The 19,662-nt window shown below is 64.6% G+C and carries 19 protein-coding genes and 1 pseudogene; 9 read left to right on the top strand and 11 right to left on the bottom strand.

Annotation, left to right across the window (positions count from 1 at the left end):
• Positions 1 to 165: 165 nt before the first annotated feature.
• The 3 genes and pseudogenes from ACX9NE_RS18595 to ACX9NE_RS18585 all read left to right on the top strand — a co-directional run.
• On the top strand, positions 166 to 2,040 hold the full coding sequence (locus ACX9NE_RS18595; RefSeq protein ID WP_459362633.1) for an AMP-dependent synthetase/ligase: 1,875 nt from the start codon (positions 166 to 168) through the stop codon (positions 2,038 to 2,040).
• 99 nt (positions 2,041 to 2,139) lie between these two features.
• Positions 2,140 to 3,267 (top strand): Rv2629 family ribosome hibernation factor, encoded by a 1,128-nt coding sequence (locus tag ACX9NE_RS18590; protein ID WP_459362635.1) that lies wholly within the window; start codon positions 2,140 to 2,142, stop codon positions 3,265 to 3,267.
• Positions 3,268 to 3,356: 89 nt separating this feature from the next.
• Positions 3,357 to 4,022, top strand: a pseudogene (locus tag ACX9NE_RS18585) (dienelactone hydrolase family protein); the annotation flags it as partial.
• Here ACX9NE_RS18585 and ACX9NE_RS18580 read toward each other — a convergent pair.
• The 8 genes from ACX9NE_RS18580 to ACX9NE_RS18545 all read right to left on the bottom strand — a co-directional run bounded on the left by ACX9NE_RS18580 (position 3,991) and on the right by ACX9NE_RS18545 (position 11,304).
• Positions 3,991 to 4,464, bottom strand: coding sequence for a hydrogenase maturation protease (locus tag ACX9NE_RS18580; protein WP_459362637.1), 474 nt, complete (start codon positions 4,462 to 4,464; stop codon positions 3,991 to 3,993). The pseudogene ACX9NE_RS18585 and the gene ACX9NE_RS18580 overlap by 32 nt on opposite strands.
• Positions 4,461 to 5,753, bottom strand: coding sequence for a Ni/Fe hydrogenase subunit alpha (locus tag ACX9NE_RS18575; protein WP_459362638.1), 1,293 nt, complete (start codon positions 5,751 to 5,753; stop codon positions 4,461 to 4,463). The genes ACX9NE_RS18580 and ACX9NE_RS18575 overlap by 4 nt, the downstream gene beginning before the upstream one ends.
• The gene (locus ACX9NE_RS18570) at positions 5,750 to 6,508 is read right to left on the bottom strand and encodes an NADH-quinone oxidoreductase subunit B family protein (protein WP_459362640.1); all 759 of its coding nucleotides are present in this window, start codon (positions 6,506 to 6,508) and stop codon (positions 5,750 to 5,752) included. The genes ACX9NE_RS18575 and ACX9NE_RS18570 overlap by 4 nt, the downstream gene beginning before the upstream one ends.
• A complete protein-coding gene (locus ACX9NE_RS18565; protein WP_459362642.1) occupies positions 6,509 to 7,360 on the bottom strand; it encodes an FAD/NAD(P)-binding protein in 852 nt (283 codons plus the stop codon).
• The gene (locus tag ACX9NE_RS18560; RefSeq protein ID WP_459362644.1) at positions 7,353 to 8,477 is read right to left on the bottom strand and encodes a 4Fe-4S dicluster domain-containing protein; all 1,125 of its coding nucleotides are present in this window, start codon (positions 8,475 to 8,477) and stop codon (positions 7,353 to 7,355) included. The genes ACX9NE_RS18565 and ACX9NE_RS18560 overlap by 8 nt, the downstream gene beginning before the upstream one ends.
• 64 nt (positions 8,478 to 8,541) lie before the next feature.
• Positions 8,542 to 9,543, bottom strand: a complete 1,002-nt coding sequence (locus ACX9NE_RS18555) for an Acg family FMN-binding oxidoreductase (RefSeq protein WP_459362645.1) — start codon at positions 9,541 to 9,543, stop codon at positions 8,542 to 8,544.
• A gap of 128 nt (positions 9,544 to 9,671) precedes the next feature.
• Positions 9,672 to 9,956, bottom strand: a complete 285-nt coding sequence (locus tag ACX9NE_RS18550) for a hypothetical protein (RefSeq protein WP_459362646.1) — start codon at positions 9,954 to 9,956, stop codon at positions 9,672 to 9,674.
• Between the two features lie 169 nt (positions 9,957 to 10,125).
• Positions 10,126 to 11,304, bottom strand: coding sequence for a cation:proton antiporter (locus ACX9NE_RS18545; RefSeq protein WP_459362647.1), 1,179 nt, complete (start codon positions 11,302 to 11,304; stop codon positions 10,126 to 10,128).
• A 175-nt stretch (positions 11,305 to 11,479) separates the two neighbouring features.
• Between ACX9NE_RS18545 and ACX9NE_RS18540 the strand changes: the two genes are divergently transcribed.
• The 4 genes from ACX9NE_RS18540 to ACX9NE_RS18525 all read left to right on the top strand — a co-directional run bounded on the left by ACX9NE_RS18540 (position 11,480) and on the right by ACX9NE_RS18525 (position 15,178).
• Complete coding sequence (locus tag ACX9NE_RS18540; protein WP_459362648.1) at positions 11,480 to 12,634, top strand: GGDEF domain-containing protein; 1,155 nt, start codon at positions 11,480 to 11,482, stop codon at positions 12,632 to 12,634.
• Positions 12,635 to 12,700: 66 nt separating this feature from the next.
• On the top strand, positions 12,701 to 12,952 hold the full coding sequence (locus tag ACX9NE_RS18535) for a hypothetical protein (protein WP_459362649.1): 252 nt from the start codon (positions 12,701 to 12,703) through the stop codon (positions 12,950 to 12,952).
• A gap of 393 nt (positions 12,953 to 13,345) precedes the next feature.
• A complete protein-coding gene (locus ACX9NE_RS18530; RefSeq protein ID WP_459362650.1) occupies positions 13,346 to 13,903 on the top strand; it encodes a chorismate--pyruvate lyase family protein in 558 nt (185 codons plus the stop codon).
• Positions 13,904 to 14,041: 138 nt separating this feature from the next.
• A complete protein-coding gene (locus tag ACX9NE_RS18525; protein ID WP_459362666.1) occupies positions 14,042 to 15,178 on the top strand; it encodes a 4-hydroxybenzoate 3-monooxygenase in 1,137 nt (378 codons plus the stop codon).
• Positions 15,179 to 15,215: 37 nt separating this feature from the next.
• Here ACX9NE_RS18525 and ACX9NE_RS18520 read toward each other — a convergent pair whose 3' ends face one another.
• The 3 genes from ACX9NE_RS18520 to ACX9NE_RS18510 all read right to left on the bottom strand — a co-directional run bounded on the left by ACX9NE_RS18520 (position 15,216) and on the right by ACX9NE_RS18510 (position 17,738).
• Entirely contained in the window at positions 15,216 to 15,929 is a 714-nt protein-coding gene (locus ACX9NE_RS18520) for an LmeA family phospholipid-binding protein (protein ID WP_459362651.1), read from the bottom strand.
• A gap of 801 nt (positions 15,930 to 16,730) precedes the next feature.
• The gene (locus ACX9NE_RS18515) at positions 16,731 to 17,429 is read right to left on the bottom strand and encodes a hypothetical protein (RefSeq protein WP_459377739.1); all 699 of its coding nucleotides are present in this window, start codon (positions 17,427 to 17,429) and stop codon (positions 16,731 to 16,733) included.
• Positions 17,430 to 17,432: 3 nt separating this feature from the next.
• The gene (locus tag ACX9NE_RS18510) at positions 17,433 to 17,738 is read right to left on the bottom strand and encodes a hypothetical protein (RefSeq protein ID WP_459362653.1); all 306 of its coding nucleotides are present in this window, start codon (positions 17,736 to 17,738) and stop codon (positions 17,433 to 17,435) included.
• Between the two features lie 708 nt (positions 17,739 to 18,446).
• Between ACX9NE_RS18510 and ACX9NE_RS18505 the strand changes: the two genes are divergently transcribed.
• Together ACX9NE_RS18505 and ACX9NE_RS18500 are read left to right on the top strand one after the other, a co-directional pair.
• Positions 18,447 to 18,818, top strand: coding sequence for a hypothetical protein (locus ACX9NE_RS18505; protein WP_459362654.1), 372 nt, complete (start codon positions 18,447 to 18,449; stop codon positions 18,816 to 18,818).
• Positions 18,819 to 18,948: 130 nt separating this feature from the next.
• Positions 18,949 to 19,560, top strand: coding sequence for a hypothetical protein (locus ACX9NE_RS18500; RefSeq protein WP_459362655.1), 612 nt, complete (start codon positions 18,949 to 18,951; stop codon positions 19,558 to 19,560).
• Positions 19,561 to 19,662 lie beyond the last annotated feature (102 nt).

The raw sequence follows: 19,662 nt of genomic DNA, 5'->3' as shown, positions 1-19,662 counted from the left end.
TGGCCCGCCCGCGGCAGCCAAAGTCCCTGAATCCCGACCGCAGATATCCGTGCTGAAATGGGGTCAGTTGCCCGGGTCGTAGAGGACTTAAGGCACTCGTGTCGAGGTTGACCGCACCGTACCGTCGAATGACGCTATTCGGCTCGGAAAGCACGGATCACCACCATGAACGCACCACTCGCCTCATTGGAGAGGCCTGACCTGAGCAAGATCGACAATCGTGCACCCTCGGTGGCGCACCTGTTCCGGGACCGCGTCGCCGCGTCGCCGCAGGCGGAAGCTTTCCGCTACCCGCGCGGTGAAGGCTGGGAGAGCGTGACCTGGCAGCAAGTTGGCGAGCGCGTCGAGAGCATCGCAGCCGGGCTGATCTCGCTGGGGATCGGCCAGGAAGATCGCGTGGCACTGGCCTCGGCGACTCGCTACGAGTGGGTGCTCGTCGATTTCGCGGTGATGTGCGCGGGGGCGGCGACCACCACCGTGTACCCGACGACGAACGCAGGCGACGTCGCCTACATCGTCGCGAACTCGGGAAGCCGGATTGTGGTTGCCGAAAATCAGGACCAGGTCGACAAGCTGCTGCAGCATCGCACTTCGCTGCCGGCGGTCAGCCGGGTCGTGATCATCGACGGCGAGGGTGACGGAGACTGGATCATCACTCTCGGCGAACTCGAGCAGCGGGGCAAGCAGCAGCTCGCCGACTACCCCGATGCCGTCAACGAGCGGATCGCGGCCGTCGGCCCGGACCGGTTGGCCAGCCTCATCTATACCTCTGGCACCACCGGACGGCCGAAGGGCGTCAGGCTCACCCACGAAGCCTGGACGTATACCGCCGCTGCCATCGATGCACTGAATGTGCTTGGTCCCGATGACCTCAACTTCCTGTGGCTGCCATTGGCGCACTCGTTCGGCAAGGTGATGCTGGCCCTGCCGCTGCAGATCGGCTTCCCCACCGCCATCGATGGCCGAGTCGAGCGGATCGTCGACAACCTCGCCGCGGTGCGGCCCACCGTGATGGGTGCGGCGCCACGAATTTTCGAAAAGGCGCACGCCCGGATCGTGGGGATGGTCGCCGAGCGGGGTGGGCTCACGAAGAAGATCTTCGACTGGGCAATCTCCGTCGGGCTCAAGGTGTCGCAGGCCCGGCAGGCCGGGCAGAAACCCCCATGGACAGCGTCGCTGGCATACCGGCTCGCCGACCGGCTGGTGTTCTCCACGATCCGGGAGCGGTTCGGCGGCCGGGTCCGCTTCTTCGTCTCGGCTGCGGCCAAACTCGATCCCAACGTCGCACAGTGGTTCGACGCGGTCGGCATCGTGGTGCTCGAGGGCTACGGGCTCACCGAGACGGCGGCTGCGTCGTTCATCAACCGCCCCAACGCTTATCGATTCGGGACAGTCGGCTGGCCGTTCCCGGCCACCGAGGTGAAGATCGCCGCGGACGGCGAAATACTGCTGCGCGGACCCGGCGTGATGACCTCTTACCACGACCTGCCGGACGCGACCGCCGAGGCACTCGACGACGACGGCTGGTTCCGCACCGGTGACATTGGCGAGATCGACGCCGACGGCTACCTGCGGATCACTGATCGCAAAAAGGACATGTTCAAGACCTCGCAGGGCAAGTATGTTGCTCCGTCGGCGATTGAAGTGAGGTTCAAGGGTCTGTGCCCCTACGCCGGTGAGTTTATCGTGATCGGGGAAGCCAAGCCCTACTGCGTGGCGCTGGTCACTCTCGACGGTGAGGCGATCACCGACTGGGCGGCCAAGCACGGCTTGTCCGGCAAATCTTTTGCCGAGATAGCCCACGACGAGCAGACTCGCGAGCTGATAGCGGGGTACATCGATGCCCTGAACGCGGAGTTGAATCGCTGGGAGCAGATCAAGAAGTTCGCCATCCTCGATCGCGAGCTCTCGATTGAGGCCGGCGACCTGACGCCGAGCATGAAACTGCGCCGCAAGGTGGTCATCGACAAGTCCGCCGACCGCCTCTCCCAGTTGTACGAGCCGGTCTCGGCATCGACATCGCAGACGGCAGGGACTTAAGACCCTCAGCGGAGGGCTTACGACTCTGCCACCGCCCGTTCGCCTTTCATAACGTGGGCGGCGAACCCAAGCGCGGCCGTCATAGTGGAAGGGGATCTTATGCGATCAGAACACCTCAAGTGGCTGGCGAAGACAACAGGCCCATATGCGTCGGTGTACTTCGACGACTCGCACGACGCCGCTGATTCGGCCAACCAACTCGACGCAAAGTGGCGGGACATCCGTGCCGCTCTCGAGCACCAGGGTGCAGGCGCGGATCTTCTTGAGACCCTCCGCAAGGCGGTGTTCAATCATCAGCCGGCAGTGGGACGTCGCGGCCGCGCGTTGATCGCCACCCGCGACGAGGTCCTGGTCAACGAGCAGCTGATCAACCCGCCACCGGCCCCGGTCGTTCGGCTGTCGGAGTACCCGTATGTGCTGCCACTGCTCGACCAGGAAATGCAGCGCCCGACCTTCGTGTTCGCAGCGGTCGATCACACCGGGGCCGATGTGACCGTGTATCAGGGACCCAGGACCAGCTCAACCACGGTCGAGGGTGGCGGATACCCGGTGCACAAGCCTGCCACCGCAGGCTGGAACGGCTACGGAGACAAGCAGCACACCACCGAGGAAGCCATCCGGATGAACTGCCGCGCCATCGCTGACCACCTGACTCACCTGGTGGATCAGGCGGACCCGGCGGTGGTTTTCCTGAGCGGCGAGGTCCGTTCCCGTGCGGATGTGCTTGCCGAACTACCGAAGCGGGTGGCACAGCGAGTATCACAGTTGCACGCCGGAGGACACCGAGATGATGTCAACTACGCGGAGATCTACCGGCTGACCGCCCCGGAGTTCGCTCGTCGCCACGAGGCGGAGCTGACCGACATAACCGGGCGATTGCAGGCCGAAATCGGTCGTGGCTCAGGGTTGGCGGCCGAAGGCGTTGCCGCGGTGTGTGCGGCGCTGCGTGACGGCGACGTTGAGACCCTGATCATCGGTGAGATGGGTGACGCGACGGTGGTTACCGGGGCGGCGCTGACCGCGGTGGCGCCCAGCGCTGACGTTCTGTCCGATTTCGGCGAACCGGTGGCGCGGGTGGCCAGGGCCGATGAGGCATTGCCGTACACCGCGATCGCGGTAGGCGCGAACCTAATTCGGGCCGACGCCCGAGTCACGCTTACCGAGGGTGTCGCGGCAGTGCTGCGTTACGCTGCCGCCGACCGGCTCGCAGTCGCTAGCCCGGAATGATTGAGGGATTTCGTCGCCGGCTTAAGTGACTTGTGACCATACCGCTGAGCCGGCCCGCAATCGACACTCAAGGTGTGACGCAGTTCAAAGATCCTCCGGTGCGCGACGAGGAAATCCTGGTGCCCGTCGGACAAGTTTCGGTGGCAGGCCATTTGACGATCCCCCAGCACCCGACGGGTGTCGTCGTGTTCGCACACGGCAGCGGAAGCAGCAGGCACAGCCCGCGAAATCAATACGTGGCCCGGGTTCTCAACGATGCGGGTTTAGGCACTGTGCTCTTCGACCTCCTTACGCCGCAAGAAGAACGTGACCGCGCCAACGTCTTCGACATCGCGTTGCTCGCTTCCCGCCTGGTCGACATCACCGTCTGGCTGGCCGGGCAACCCGAGACCGCCCCACTTCCCGTCGGCTATTTCGGCGCCAGCACCGGCGCGGGCGCGGCATTGGCCGCCGCCGCGCACCCGGGTGTGAAGGTCGCGGCTGTCGTGTCCCGCGGCGGCCGCCCCGACCTTGCGGGCGAGTCGTTACGCGATGTGCAGGCGCCGACGTTGTTGATCGTCGGTGGCCGCGACGAGGCGGTTCTCAGCCTCAACCGGCAGGCCCGAGCGGCGATCCCCGCCGAATGCAAGATCGCGATCGTCCCCGGTGCCACGCATCTGTTCGAGGAGCCCGGTGCACTAGAGCAAGTCGCAATGCTTGCCCGTGGCTGGTTCACCAGCCGCCTCAATCCGTCGAATACCCCGCTAGGCAACTGATTTCGTTCACTGCCAGGGCGACCACCCGCGGCACCGCCAGCTCGACGCGCGGCGTCAGGCCGACCCCGTGGCCGGTATCGGCGACGTCGACGGTGAAGATTCGCAGCGCCCGGGGATTGCGTTCCAGCGCTTGACCGAGCGCATGAGTGCGGCACATATCGATGCGGTGCGAGCTCAATCTCTCCTCGCCGGCTACCACATCCTCGAGGCCGCAGCAGCGAACGCGTCCCGCGGTGGAGTCGGTCCCGACCGCGGCATCGACGACGATGGCCAACCGCGCCCCGGACCACACATCGAGCAGCGCCAGCGGATCCGCGATGTCCACCGCCACATCCACGCCGGGAAGACTCAATTCGTCGACCGCCCGGGCAGCGACGATACCCACCGCGTCGTCTCGCCGGTAGCGATTCCCGAGGCCGATAACCACGACCCGGTCGATCACGTCTGCCGAACCGTCAGCGTGAGGAAGTGGGTGGAACACGAGATGCAGGGGTCGTAGTTGCGAATCACCTTTTCGCACAACGTCGTCAGCGCCGTGTCATCGAGGTCCAGATTGGCTGAGATCACCCGGGCGAGGTCGGCTTCAATGGCCGCCTGATTCTGCGAGGTGGGCGGGATGATCGTCGCTGCAGATACCCGGCCGTCGTCGCTGATCTCGTAGCGGTGATAGAGCAGGCCGCGCGGGGCTTCGCTGACCCCGTGCCCGACGCCGGCGCGGGCCGGGACCTCGACGAACGGGCGTGCCGGACGCTGGTACTCGTCGATGAGCCGTAACGCCTCGTCGACGGCGTAGACCACCTCGACGGCGCGGACGACGATGCTGCGGAACGGGTTTCGGCACTGCGCCGACAGGCCCGCAAGCTGAGCGGCCTGTGCTGCGACCGGTGACAGTGCGGCCGAGTTCAGCGAATACCGGGCCAGCGGACCGGTCAGATGTCGACGACCGTCCAGCGTCGCGTGCAACGCCGTGGAGTGCGGCACCTGCGACTCGACGACGTGTTGCATGAAATCGGCGACCGGAAAAGCCTGACCGGCACTGCGGGCGATGGTGCCGTTTTCGATCGCATACCGGCCGGGGGCGGTCAGGGCCAACAGCTCGTGGTCGAGTTCGAGGTCGGGGAACTCCAACCCGGACGCCCACTGGACGGTCGCCAGCGCATCGTCGAGCGCCCTGCGCAGTACCTCGGTGATGGGTCCGAGCTCTGAACGCGTTGGGACAGAGTAGAACCCACCCAGCTTCAGGTTCACCGGATGTATTGCCCGCCCTCCGACGAACTCCATCAGCCGGTTACCCGCCTTCTTCAGCCTGAGACCGCGTTCGACGGTTTGGCGGTGGTCGCGTGCCATCGAGACGATGTCGGGGTAGCCGAGAAAGTCCGGTGCATGCAGCAGGTAGATGTGCAGCACATGACTGTGGATCCACTCGCCGCAGTACAGCAGCCGTCGCAACGCAACGAGCTCGTCGTCGACCTGCACGCCGCAGGCATTTTCGATCGCGTTGCAGGCGCTGAGCTGATAGGCCACCGGGCAGATGCCGCAGATCCGCGCCGTCAGATCAGGTGGCTCGTAGTGAGCCCTCCCCCGCAGGAACGCCTCGAAGAATCTTGGCGGCTCGTAGATGTTGAGCTCCACGCTGTCCAACGCACCGCCCTTGAGCGTAACGTTCAGTGCTCCTTCGCCTTCCACACGGGTCAGCGTTCCCACCCGCAGGCTGCGGTCGGAGGCGGTCACTGCTCGCTCCGCTGTACGGCGAATCGCGCGACGTTGAACGTCGAGAACACCTGGTCCACACCGGTCTCCGACAGCCCGTCGCGGCGCAGCAGCGGAATCAGTGTCGCGGTCTGAGGTGCGGCCGACGGACCGAAACAGCCGTAGCACCCACGATGGTGGCGAGGACACAACGCACCGCAGCCCGCGTGCGTGACCGGGCCCAGGCAGGGAACGCCGTCGGCGACGACGAGGCAGGTCACGCCCCGCACCTTGCACTCGGTACACACCGTCTTGTCCGGCAACCGCGGCTTGCGTCCGATCAGCAGCGCCGCCAGGGTATCGAGCAACTGGCCGCGGTCGATGGGGCAGCCCTGCAGCTGAAAATCGACCTTGACGTGGGCGGCTGCCGGCGTCGAAGTTGCCAGCGTGTCAAGGTACTCCGGTTTGGCGTAGACGACCGACGCGAATTCCGCCACATCGGCGAAGTTGCGCAGCGCCTGCACCCCCCCGGATGTGGCGCACGCGCCGATGGTGACCAATATCCGGGACTGCTCGCGGATCTGGCGAATGCGTTGTTCGTCGTGGCGGGTGGTGATCGAGCCCTCGACCAGCGAGACGTCGTAGGGTCCGGCCGTTGTCGCGCTCGATGCCTCCGCGAAATTGGCGAACTCGACGCGGTCCGCGAGCGTCAGCAGTTCGTCCTCGCAGTCCAGCAGGGTCAGCTGGCAGCCATCGCAGGAAGCGAACTTCCACACCGCCAATTTCGTTGGGCTCACCTACAGCTCCTTCACGTGCATCAGCGGCCCGGCCACATCGTAGCCGACGACGGGCCCGTCGCGACACAACAGCAACGGTCCGAGCTGGCAGTGACCGCACCAGCCGAGCCCACACTGCATATTGCGTTCCAGAGACACCCGAATATTATGTGCCGCAACACCTTTCGCGATCAACTCCGCGGCGCCGAACCGCATCATCGGCTCGGGCCCACAGAGAAAAGCACTGGTTCGGTCGGCATCCAGGGTCAACCCGCGCAGCGGTTCGGTGACGAGTCCGACCTCCCCCTCCCAACCTTGCGCCGGTGCGTCGACGATCAGGTGCAGCTCGATCCGCGGATCATCGGTCCACGTTTTCAGCTGGTCCGCGAAGACGAAATCGGCACGGGAGCGGGCGCCGACGACCAACATCACCTTGCCGTACCGATCGCGGCGCGCCAGCGCGCCCAGGATCGCCGGACGCAGCGGACACAGTCCCACCCCGCCGGCGACCATCACCAGATCGCGACCCTCGGCCTCGGCCAATCCCCAACTGGTCCCGAAGGGTCCCCGCACTCCGACGACGCTGCCGGGTTGGGCGTCGTGCAGGGCTCGGCTGACCGCGCCGACGGCACGCACGGTGTGCGTGATGGATCCGTCCTCGACGGTCGGGTCGCCGCTGATCGAGATCGCCGCTTCACCGACGCCGAACGCGTAGAGCATCATGAACTCGCCCGGTTCGGGCGACCGCACCGCCCGGTCGACGGGCTCCAGGCACAACGTGGCCGAATCCGGGCTCTCCACAACGCGACTGCGGACGCGGTAGGGCAAGGGGTCCATCGCCGAGGCGGGCGGGGTGGTCGTCCACTCACTCATTGCCGGCCATCTTGTTCATCTCCGCGGTGATGTCGATTCCGGTGGGACACCAGGCAATGCAGCGCCCGCAGCCGACGCAGCCCGACATGTCGAACTGGTCGTGCCAGGTGCCCAGCTTGTGGGTCAGCCAGTGCCGGTAGCGGGACGCGCCGGATTGACGGACGCTGCCACCCCCATGAATGAAAGTGAAATCGAACTCGAAACATGACGCCCACTGCCGCCAGCGTTCGGCGTGGTCGCCGGTCAGGTCGCTGACGTCTTCGGTGCTGGTGCAAAAGCAGGTGGGACACACCATCGTGCAGTTACCGCACGTGAGGCAGCGGCCGGCCACCTCCTCCCACTGCGGCGACTCGCGCGCGTCGAGCAGTAGGTTACGCAGGTCGCCTTCGGGCATCTGACGGCCCATGCTATGTGCAGCGTTCGCGACATCTGCCCGCGCGCAATCGCGTTCGTCCCGGGTCGCCGGTCGGTGCGGCACCCCCGCCAGCACCTCGGCGCCGTCCGCAGTGCCTACCTCGACGACATAACTGGGCTCGCCGCCGGCGTTCAGACGCTCGGTCAGCACCAGGTCGTAGCCCGGCCCCGCCGCCGGCCCGGTCCCCATCGACGCACAGAAGCACACTCCCCCGGGTTCGGTGCAATTCACCGCGATCACAAAGGTTTGTCGTCGACGAGTCACAAACGAGTTGTCCGGATAGGCGCCACGGCCCAATACCCGGTCGAGGGTGGCGATGGCGGCCAGGTCGCAGCCACGGACCCCGAGAAACGCATACCGGGGAGTCTCCTCGGGTTCGCTGACCACGCTGCCGTCGCGAGCGCCGGCCCATATCCGCTGGCGAGGCGGATGCAAAAACTGTTTCCATGATTGCGGTCCGGCCGAATGACCGAATGCCGCGTCGTCGTCGCGTTGGCGCAGCCGGTAATGTCCGGGACTCACGTCGACACCCCAGCCGCGCGGCAGGTCATCCACCGACTGCACTTCGGCCAACACGATTGCGTTGTCGCGCAGTGTCGGACCGACGACGCGATATCCGTGCCCGGCGAGCACGTCGATGAGGCGTTGCAGTCCGGCCCGGTCCAGCAAGCCGACTTCGCCGTCTCCCCCGCATCCGGTCATTTCCCCATCATCCGTCTACTTCGGCGTTGCATGTCAACCACCGGCGGCCGCAGAAGACCGACACCTACCGAACCCCGCCGACGTCGGCATCCGCGGGCCACTCCACGAAGTCGTCCAGCGCTCGCCGGGGCGTGGCCGGCAGTGGGTCGGCGTTGATTGGTGCCCAGCCCACCCGAAGCAGCATCTGGGGATAGTTGCTGTGGCCGAAGACGCCGGACCGTACGGCTGCGCGCGTCTGGGCCACTTCCAGAGGTTCGGTGACCGGGCAACTCGCCAGTCCCATCGCCGTCGCCGTGAGCAGCACGACGCTGGTGGCTTCGCCGGCGCGCAACTGGGCCAGCCGGTCATCATTGCGGGTGCCGAGGGCCAGGACGACGGCGTTGTCGTCTTCGGGCGAGACGTCGGGTGGCATCGCCAGTGCGGCCCCCGCGAATCGTCGGCTGGGTATCGTCGCGGCGGGATCCGGTGCCGGCGCATTGCGGGCCGGGACTCCGGCCGCCGCTGCATGCCGACCGCTCCAGGCGGTGAGTTCGGCAAGGTACTCGGGATCGGCCGCGTGCTCTGACACCGACTGCGCCACAACGGCATTCAACATATCCATCGACTCGACGCGATGCAGGGCAACGCCGATCCGGGCCGCGCGCGCTGCCATCAACGCGACATCGCCTACCTGGACCGGCCAGAAGCTGTAGTGCCGCCGGTCTGTTCGCCGCCGCGGCATGGCGGCGGCGAGCATGATGTCAAGTTGAGTCGGCAGATGCGGGGTCAGCTCCAGCGCGGCCAGGTGAGTGGGGTCGGCCGGGTTGGGCAGCCGAGCGACCTTGGCCTGCCAGCCAATCGCGGCCAGCGCGATCACGCAATGATTCAACGCCGCCCCGCAACTCAGGATGAGGTCCCGGCCGTCGGGATCGGTGTGGGGCAATTGCCGACCGACATCAGAGTAGAGATGAAGACTGGACATGCCGACGCGCCAACGCCACGGTTGGGTGTTGTGCACCGATGGCGCGCGGGACGCCAGCGTGAGAACTGTCCGGATGGTGCCCTCGTCCGGGAACTGTGCGCTCATCTCCCTTGCGTTCCTTTCCTAGTCCTTGATTCACAATCGCGCGGCTGCGGCGACGATACGAGGGCACGGCGTCCTTAGTCGACGGGACTTTGTGCCATTACCTGGGTCGGCCGCGTTGCTTTATCGGCTCAGGCGGCGGCGAGCCGGACGTCGACGCAGAGGTGCTCGCCGACGGCGTGGACGGCCGCCCAGTCGCCCGCTTGCGCGGCCCGCGCCAGGTCGTCCACCAACGGGCTCTCGGCGCCCAGCTCGGCCAGCCATGCTGACACTGTCGGTGCGATCCGGTGACCCGGCACGTCGACAACACGTCCGTCGTGCAGCAGGTCGGTGACGTGGTACAGGAAGGACGGCGTGGCAGGCCGGCTCGACCGACCGGAGGTCGCTCCCCCAGCTAACGCCCAGAACTTGGTCATCGTGGCCTCCTCGATCAGCCTTGCTCAAGTCGACCAGGAAGGCGCAACCGCCACATAGGGCACAACGGAACCCTCCGGCAGTGCTTCGGTCACCAGGTTCGCTCGCCTAAGTCCCAAACCCGGGGGCACTTGGTCATCTCCGAACCGCAGACCCGACTGCCCCTGGGAGCTACCCGGAATTGTCTGAGTCACCAGGTGGTTGCGCGTCTGCCGCAGCAAGCCTGCGCGCCGCCAGCCGAGCCGCAATCGAGGTGCCGGCGATGGTGACCAGGGCGCCGAGAATCAGCGCCGCGGACTCTCCTGGCGCAAGAAGGTTCTTCTCGGCACCGATGGTGGCTGCGGCGACGGGCACGCCGAGTTGTGCCGCCGAAAGCACGGCAAGGGTGAGGGACTGGCCCAGTGCTCTCGCAGCGAGATGCGCCAGCACCGCGCCCACTCCGAGCCCGATGCCGACCGCCATGAATTTCGGATGCGCGACGAGATCACGCACCTGCAAGGAGGCACCCAGCCATACGAAGAACAGCGGGCTGAAGAATCCCTCGGTGATCCCGAACAGCTGTCGCGCCAACCGGCGCGGTTCACCGACGGCGGCGACCGCCAGCCCCAACGCGAAGCCGGCCAGCATGATCGAAACCCGAGTGGCCGCCGCCACTGCCGCGAGGGCGAACAGCAGCAGCAGGCTGGTCCGCAATTCCAGTGCCAGCCGGTCCTTCTTGGAGTGGAGGTGCACGCGTCGCAGCAACCCTCTGCGGTCGAATCCGCGCAAAACGACGAAGATCACCACCGCGCAACCGGCGATCGCGAGGGCGCTCAGGGCCGCCACCGGCGCGCGACTTGGTTCAATTGCCAACGGCAACAGAAGGATACACGCACAATCGGCAACCGCGATCTGCGCTGTCACGGCCAGCACCGCCGGCCCTTGCAAGCGAAGGGACTCGATCACCGGCAATGTCAGTGCCGCGGAGGAGGACGCCATCAGCACGGCGTACAGCGCCGCATGACCGTTGTGAAAGTCGGACGCCAGGACCAGACCAAGGACCGCGGCAACGACGCTGACCAGACCTGCGCGCGCCCCGGCCATCGGCAGGGTCGAGCGCAGTTGGACACCGCGAACCGGAATCTGAGTTCCGACCACGAACATCACCAGCGCGAAGCCCGTGTTGGCCAGAAATTGCAGGGTGACGTTGTCGACCTCGATGACTCCGAAACCCGAGTCGCCCACGACAAGGCCCGCGAGCAACTCGCCGATGACCACCGGGATTCTCAGCCGCGGCACGGCGGCCAGCAATGGACCGGTGAAACCGATGGCGGTCACCAGCGCCAGCGTTGCAAAGCCAAACCCGTGCACGTCACCTGCTCTCAGCACTGCCCCCGGTGGAGCACGTTGTCATTTTGGCTCGCGGTCTGAGCCGCAGTCGGCCTGCAGCGAAATCGAGAGCCAATATTGTGACGATCGGTGTAATGTACTGCCCTGACTTGGCGGCCAAGTTGTCAATGGTGGCCAGGCTCGTACGGAGGTGGGTATGAACGCCGAGTTGTCAGACCCGGCGCCATCCGCCTTATCTGACTGCAACTCCGGTGTGTCCAACCACGTCGACGGTATGGAGCGCCTGTTGCGGGCCGTTCAAGACCTCTCGTTGGCCCGCAGCCTGCCGGATATCCAGCGAATCGTCCGGTCCTCGGCCCGTGAGCTCACGGGCTGTGACGGCGCCACATTCGTACTGCGGGAAAACGATAAGTGCTATTACGCCGATGAGGAGGCGATTGCCCCGCTGTGGAAAGGCAACCGATTTCCCATCGACGCGTGTATCAGCGGTTGGGCAATGCTGAACCGGCAGGCTGCCGTCATTCCCGATATCTACGCCGATCCGCGGATCCCGCACGGTATCTACCGACCCACCTTCGTCAAGAGCCTGGTAATGGTGCCTATCCGCAGGATCGACCCCATCGGCGCGATCGGCAATTACTGGGCTCATCGACACCAACCGTCCGAGCAGGAAGTCCGGCTGCTGCAGGCCCTGGCCGACTCGACCTCGATCGCCATGGAGAATGTGCACGTCTCCGCCCAACTGGAACAACGGGTACGCGACCGAACCGCTGAGTTGGAGAAGGCGAACGAGGAGATCCGCCGGCTTTCGGTGACCGACGAACTGACCGGGCTGAACAATCGCCGAGGCTTTTATCTGCTTGCCGCGCAGGCGCTGCGGGCAGCGCGCCGCCACCGCCGCAACTGCGTGCTCGCCTTTCTCGATCTCGATGGGCTCAAGCGAGTCAACGACGAACAAGGCCACGACATCGGCGACATGCTCATCGCGGATGTGGCCCGGGTGCTGCGCGCCACCCTGCGCGAGTCGGACATCATGGCCCGAATCGGCGGCGACGAGTTCCTGGTATTGACCATCGAAAACCAGGGCGACCCGGTACGACTCAAAGAGCGGCTCGTCGAGGCATTCCGCGGTTTCAACGAGACAAGCAATCGTCCGTACCGTCTGTCGGCAAGTATCGGGCTGGTGCAGGCCCCAGCGGCCGATACCGCCTCGGTGGACGAACTGCTCGCACGTGCCGACGAATTGATGTACGCCGAAAAGAAGGCCGGCATAAGTGCGCGGCTTGCCGAATTGATCGATCCGGACGCGACGTCTCTGTTGACGCCGGAGCTCACCGGGCCGGGCACCTAGCCACGCAATTCCCCGCAATTCCGGCTAAACGCGAATTGGCGGACGAACACTCAGTACGATCGTCCGATGACGAGATTATTGTTCGCGGCGTTCCTGGCGGTTGGATCCGTTGCCCTCGCGCCGACGCCGCCCGCGCACGCAGACGTGTGCGGCGACGTCGGGGGCCGGCACGTTTCCGTCGGTGGATGCACTGATCCGGCCGCTACGGTGGCGACGGCCGGGGACGTGGAGGCCGCCAGCCAGGCCGCCAACGGCCAGCCACCGTGCTACACCGCGGAGGGCGTGCCGTATTACACGCCCAACGGGGACCCCTGCTAGCGCCGGCAGCTACGCCAACGCCGCAAAGCTGTTCGTCGGGCGGATCCCTGATTTCTCGGGAGGTAGCTTCTGCCGGCCTCGGTCCGTTCTCGCCGGATAACTCAGCCTCGCGTCGTCGATCTGAGCGGTGGCAGCAATAAGGTTTGACGTTAGGTTAGTGGCGTACCCATTTTCCGCCGTTGTTAAAGCGACCACCGAGTAGTTCGCAGCGCACCATAAATGGGCGGACCCCGCACCTTGCAGGTTCAGCTCCGAACAGCGTATGCTCTGCGCATAAATCCAAACGCGGTGGCCGATGTAGACATTAGCGGGCCTTGTCGTAAATTGTGCTTACTCGATTTATCACGTTCGTCGGTGGTCCTAACAGGCGGGGTGGGACGCAGGGAAGCAGGCATGACCCGAACAATTCTTTCGGAAGCGGATATTCGTAAGTTGAACCGCGATCTACAAATACTTCTGGCAACAAACGGAACGCTGACGCGCATTCTCAAAATTGTCACGAACGACGACATCGTGGTGCAGATCGTCAATCAGCAGATTCATGAGACCATGCCGGATATTCCTGAGGGCGAGCGAATGCCCGAGAGCCGAATTTTACAACGTCAGACCATCCTCAACGGCCGCAGTTCGGGTAAACCTTTCTTAGCCGCAGAAGCATTGATCGCGATCGATTTCCTCCCCGCCCCCCTCATGTGGACCCTCACGGAGACGGCTCACTCGCTCGGGGAGTTAATGCTGGCCCATGGTCTCGAGATGTTCAAAGAGACACCAGAAATCTGGATAGGCGAGCTGCCCGGCTGGGTTCCGGCAAAGGCGCATTGCGAGTTTCACAATCCGGTCGTCTCGCGGCGGTATCACATGATTATCGACGGGCAGTCTGCCATTGTTCTCACCGAGCATTTTCTGCCAGGCGTCATGCACGGGCAGAGTTTGCATGACGCGGCGTGCTGAATATCCTCCATCCGTGGATTCTTTTATCGGTGCGCAGCATAAAACCTCGTCAGACGGCCGTCACGTGGTATCTCCGCACGACTCGTTGAGCTGAGCGTGCGCACGCAGGTCGCGATAATAGGAGCCGGTCCGGCGGGCATGCTCTTATCGCATCTGCTGGCCGCCGAGGGCGTCGAGTCGGTCATCGTCGAGGCCCGGTCTCAGGAACATGTTATGGGGCGCATCCGCGCCGGCATCCTGGAGCATTGTTCGGTCCAGCTTCTACAGTCGGTAGGCCTCGGCCAGCGTCTGACGCGAGACGGGATGCAACATCGGGGCGTCTACCTGCAGTCCGAGGGCGAACGCCACTATGTGGACTTCATAGACCTCGTCGGTCGCAGCGTGTGGGTCTACGGTCAGACGGAACTTCAACGAGATCTGATCGAGGCCCGCGATGGCGATTTCCAATGCGTCTTCTACCAGGCTTCCGACGTGGCCGTGCATGAAATCGACAGTGTGAGAACGCATCTCACGTTTGCCGATCGCGCCGGTTCGCCGCATCGGATTGACGCCGACGCCGTGGTCGGGTGTGACGGATCGTTCGGGCTGAGCCGCGCTGCCATTCCTGATCGCGCCAAGCAGGTGTGGCAACGCGTGTACCCCTACTCGTGGTTGGGCGTGTTGGCTGATGTGACGCCGTCGACCGACCAGCTGATCTACGCCCGACACTCTGAGGGATTCGCGTTGCATTCCATGCGCTCGCAGGACGTCAGCAGACTCTATTTTCAGGTGCCCAACGGCTCGGACATCAACTGCTGGTCTGATGACCGCATTTGGGACGCGCTCGCGCGTCGGCTGGGCGACGGAATCGACGGCTGGTCACTGCAGCGCGGTCCCATCACCGAGCGCAGCGTGTTGCCGATGCGCAGCCGCGTGCAGACCCCGATGCGATATGGCCGGCTCTTCCTCGCCGGCGATGCGGCGCACATCCTGCCCCCGACCGGAGCCAAAGGACTGAACCTGGCTATCGCCGATGTGGCCCTGCTTGCGACGGCTCTGGGCGCGTGGCTGAACCGGAATTCGCCCGCGCTGGCGGACGCCTACTCCGACGCCGCCCTGAGCCGGGTGTGGCGGTATACGCACTTCTCCTGGTGGATGACCACCATGTTGCACACCAGCGGGGATCCCTTCGATGAGCAGTTGCAGCTGGCACAGCTGCGCTGGCTGTACTCAAGTGAGGCCGCGGCGATCGGGCTGGCGGAGAACTACACCGGCCTGCCGTTCAACCTCGGTTGATTGCAGCCAGCCAGCCGGCCGCGCTCGTTGGGCTGAATCAGAATCCGCTGAAGCAGTCCTGACCGGACTGTTGCGACGATGCCGGAATGGTCGCGTTAGCGGTCGAGAACGTCGCTTCCACGCCACTGTCGGTGACCTTCACGGTGTCGGCGTGAATGCCCAGCGGATAGTTCTGGGTCGCTTTGGAGGTGAGACTGTCCAGGTTCTTCTGCACCGTGTCCGTCGACATCTTGGAGCCCAACGCGGTCAGGTTGACCACCTGCAGCGACAGCCCGTTGTTGGCAATCTGGGGCTTGACGGTGACGCTGTCGAGCATCCCCTTCAACACGATGGTTCCATCGCCGGGATTGGTGGTGACGTTGCTGGTCACAAAACTGCCCAGTACCGGAACGGCGTCCTGGATCGACTGTTTGATGCCATCGGACGACCAGGTGATGGTGCCGTTCAATGCGCCGATGGTGCCCTTGGAACTGCCGGCGTCGCTCAGCCGGAGATCCTTGATGTCAATGCTGACCTTCATGCCCTTGGCGCTCCGCACCTGGTTACCGGCGGTATGTACGGAGATGTCCGGGTAGTTGCTGCTGACGTACTGCCACAGCATGGGCGGCATGGCGGCAAACGACACCGTGGCGCTGTCCTGCACCTCACACGCCACCGCGCTTGCCACCTTGTTCCCGGCCAGGTGGCGCACGAGTAGCTCAGCCCCGATCACCAGGCCCAGGATGACTGCCAGCACGATAGCCAGAACCACAAACTTCTTCCGCCGCCGGCGTGGTGTTTTCGCCGACGTGGTTTCCGGCGGGGGCTGAGTGGGCAGGCGCGTCGTGGGCTGCTCTGGCGGCGCAATCTGATCCTGTCCCGGTGTGGTTGGGCGGGCCGGCGGATAAGGCGGGCCCGGCTGTTGCGGCTGCGGACTCGGCGGCCGGCCCGGGGGCTGCGGATGGTTCGGCGAAGGCCGGGGCGGATATGCTCGACCGCCCTGAGGAATCCGCTGGGTCGGTGATCCCGATGGGGGTGGCGCAGGCGGCGGGGGTGCCGGCCTGCGGGCGGGGTTGGGGCCAGGCTGGGTGGGGCGGTTCCATTCCGGCGGGTTCCCGCGGGACGGCCCTTGCGGAGTTGTCACCACTGCAATAGTGCCCTATCAGAGTGAACGCGTCTGCGACGGACGTGGTGACTCGCAGCTATTGGGGCTGTCCGCCGATGGGCGATTCGGAGCGAAGGTGCTGGGAACCGGCGGCAGCGGCCATCCGCATGCCGGCGTCCGGCGAGTCGGCCACGTCGCGCAGCAGTGCAGTGTCATGCCCATAGGGCACCCCAAATCGCTTGGCGCCGTAGTTGATAGCAAGCTATTCGGCGAACCCGAGGGCGGCATGCCAGGTCACGCTGTAGGGCACCGCACCGAGTTGGGTCAGTGGGCCCCACCGCCGACGCCACCCAAGTGACCATGAATATCGTGCGTGAACCGGGAGGGAAGTTTCATTTACTTGGGCTGTGTCTAGCGTGCGAACAATGCAGCTTCAGCAACGGCTCGGATGGGGCTGTGCGGGTGCCCTCAGGAGGTGCCCAAGGTTCGGGGTGCTGGGGTCGTAAGCACCACCTGGCGGTCGCCGCGCAGCTCAGCAGCGAGGTCATGCTCCAGTGCGGGCAAGCTCATCCGGCGGTGTTTCAGCTCGCGGTCGAGTGCCTCGATGAATAAGCCCTCGCCTGTACGACGGCAGCCCAAAACGGCCTGCTCGTTCATGACATCTCGGGTCAAAGCCGACGCCGGGCAGGCTGCCACCACCTCCAGCGACGCACGCAGATCAAGTGTCGTCATGACCCCGCAGGACGGAGACGCGCCGATCCCGACAACGCCGACGACGGCGATGCCAGCGTGCTCGTAATCTGCCACATCGCGTGCGACTTGCCGCGCGAGAAGGCGGTAGACGATCTTGGTCCACCAAACGAATGCGCTGAGCAGTGGCCCGCGCACCGCATACAGCGGTTTGCCCTTGGAATGGTAGAGCCGAAGGCTGTGGCGTTTGAGCACGCCGCCCCACGCCAGCCGCTCGGGGCACGGCAGCTGATGGATGCCGTAGCCTGCAGCCATCAATTCGTCGATGATTTCGGCCACGGCACCGGGCCGCGTAGCTCCGCCCGCGTAACGGGTGTTCTCATTCAGGAGGCAGTGCGATACGAAAACGACGCGGCGACTGCGTTCGTCGTGTAGCTGGTCGAGCAGTTGCCGAGCTGCCGCCGGGCTTTTCGACATGACTCAGCGGACCACGAGTGGGGACTCGCTGTCTGCGCCCACCGCTGGCTTGCTTTGCCCATCCATCGCGAACGTTGCCGACTTTTGTTGCTGCTCTTGAGGTTCGGAGATCCACCCGACGTACCCGAGTGCCAGACTGACCACAGAGTAAACGGCGGCCTCGGTCCACATGTATCCGACACCCCACCGTCTGCCAAGGAAGACGGGCTCGTTGATGATGCCGCGATCTGTCGCCACGGCATACGCGGCGTGGGCGTAGGCCAGCGCGGCAAATGATCCGGAGAAGAATTTGCAGACTTCGCGCTTCATGTTGTGCTTCCTTTCACTATGCAAGTTCAGTGCCGATCTTGCGGGATCCGCGTTGCCGGATCTTCTCCACACGTGAAGCGACGCCGTATTTGTCCTTTCCCGTTCGCGACCGCTGTCCTTGCTGCGTAGTGTCACGGACACCTGCCGCCGGTTGGGGTAGACCATGGCTCCTCAGGGCATCCGCCACCGGTTGTAAGTGCTCATACGTCCGCGCCTGCAGGTGAACTTGCGGGGCACCGGCAAACGGGTGTTGGTGCGCAAACCCCTGCGTCAGAGGCTGAGCTTCCTCGGTCAAGTCCATCGGTCGTTCCCACTGATGTTCCGGCAACCCAGCACGCGCCCGCCTCAGGCGGGAATACGCCCCCAGTTCATCCAGGTTCGGAAAACAGCGTTCACCCGCCCACGGGCGTAGGGGAACACCATCCCGGAGGAGGTAGCGATCACCGGGGGATGCCGCCCGACCAAAGACACACGCCGCCGGAGGCCTTATCAGCGCCGCCTGGGGAGCCTTTCCCGCACACCCTGCCACCTGAGCCGGGGCTGTACCAGCCTCTGCAACCAGACACTTTTGATCCAAGCATCGGTAGTCACTACCAATCCGGCGACCCCCATTTTCCGGGTGAGTATCCTCCACACTCCCCCGCAGCGACTTGGGAACGCGGTGATACCGTGCCCGGTTGGGACCACATCGGGCGTGGAGCAAAAGGCATGCCTTATCAGGGACAGATCTCTGGATTAGAGATGACTCCTGATGGCCGCATCCCCGAGTGGGTTGAGATAAATCCTGAAACTGGCGCGCCGGTCCACTTCGACGGACGCACGCAACGCGGGCCGCAGCTTGTCTACCTTGACGCCAAGGATGGCTACGAAGCGATCGCGACGCATGCTGACAGGCCGTGGGGACAGGGACAGGCAAGGAGCGTTCTTGACACGACGGAGCGCCAACTTGCCGCATTACCGGACGGAGCCATTCTCGAAATTCACGTGTCGAGTCCTCTTGGTGCAGCCGCGATTCGACAGTTGCTCGCCGACAACCGCATCTTCGATGTGAGTGTGTTCTACACGCCGAAGTTGCCTTGACCAACTAGGCTGAAAGCATATGAATCTTGAGACGGGAGCTAGGCCGGTCTGGGCGCGAAACGGATCCGTGTATGCCCTCTGGGTTGCAGCCGGGGAATCGCCTGAATGGGTTGCGGCACGGACGGATTCAATGTTGAGTCAATTGGGTCCGCAGTTCGACATCGTGCACTGGGATACCTGGAAGGGTGACCGATGGGCAGGCCCGATTGGTGTGCTGGCGAATATTGTTCGCAGTTGCGCTGTACGGGATAAGGCAACCGCGGACAATCCTGAAGGTGACCAACTGCCCGAAGACGGCTACTCGGTTGTTCTCTCTGGTGCCGGACCTAGAGTCGGACTGCACATACGTATCTCAGCTGGGGCGCTCACCGCAGGCAGACGTCTTCCACGCCATCACCTTTCGATCCAGCTCCGTGAGGTAGCTGAAGGCGGCGTGACCGGTGAAGTCGGTGACCGAGTGTGTTCGGCTGTAGTTCAGGCTTGGCAACCGGCAATGCTGGAACTGGCTGACCCCCACCTACGCCAAGCCGCGCGTCGCGGAGGCTGGAAGATCGGTGTCGGCTATCGCCTATGGCTGAATCATGAGGTCGGACTTATTACACAGGTGGCCGAAGGGCTGTCAACGACGTCACTGGGCAGAGGAACCCTCATCTCAGCCCCCGACGACTGGCCCGCTGAACGGGTCATCGCGGCGATGACCGCCACGCTGGCCGCCAACAGGCTCGACGAAATCCCTCACTAGTCGCACACGCCTGATCGAGCCGCTAGATGCCGCCGATGTCGTCCGATACGACAAAGCACGGCATAGCAAATCGCTGTAACGAGTCAGCCCCCAAGGCACCAA

Source organism: Mycobacterium sp. ML4, assembly GCF_054515735.1.
Note: the sequence above shows the minus strand (reverse complement) of the source record. Positions and strands in the feature narration are given on the sequence as shown.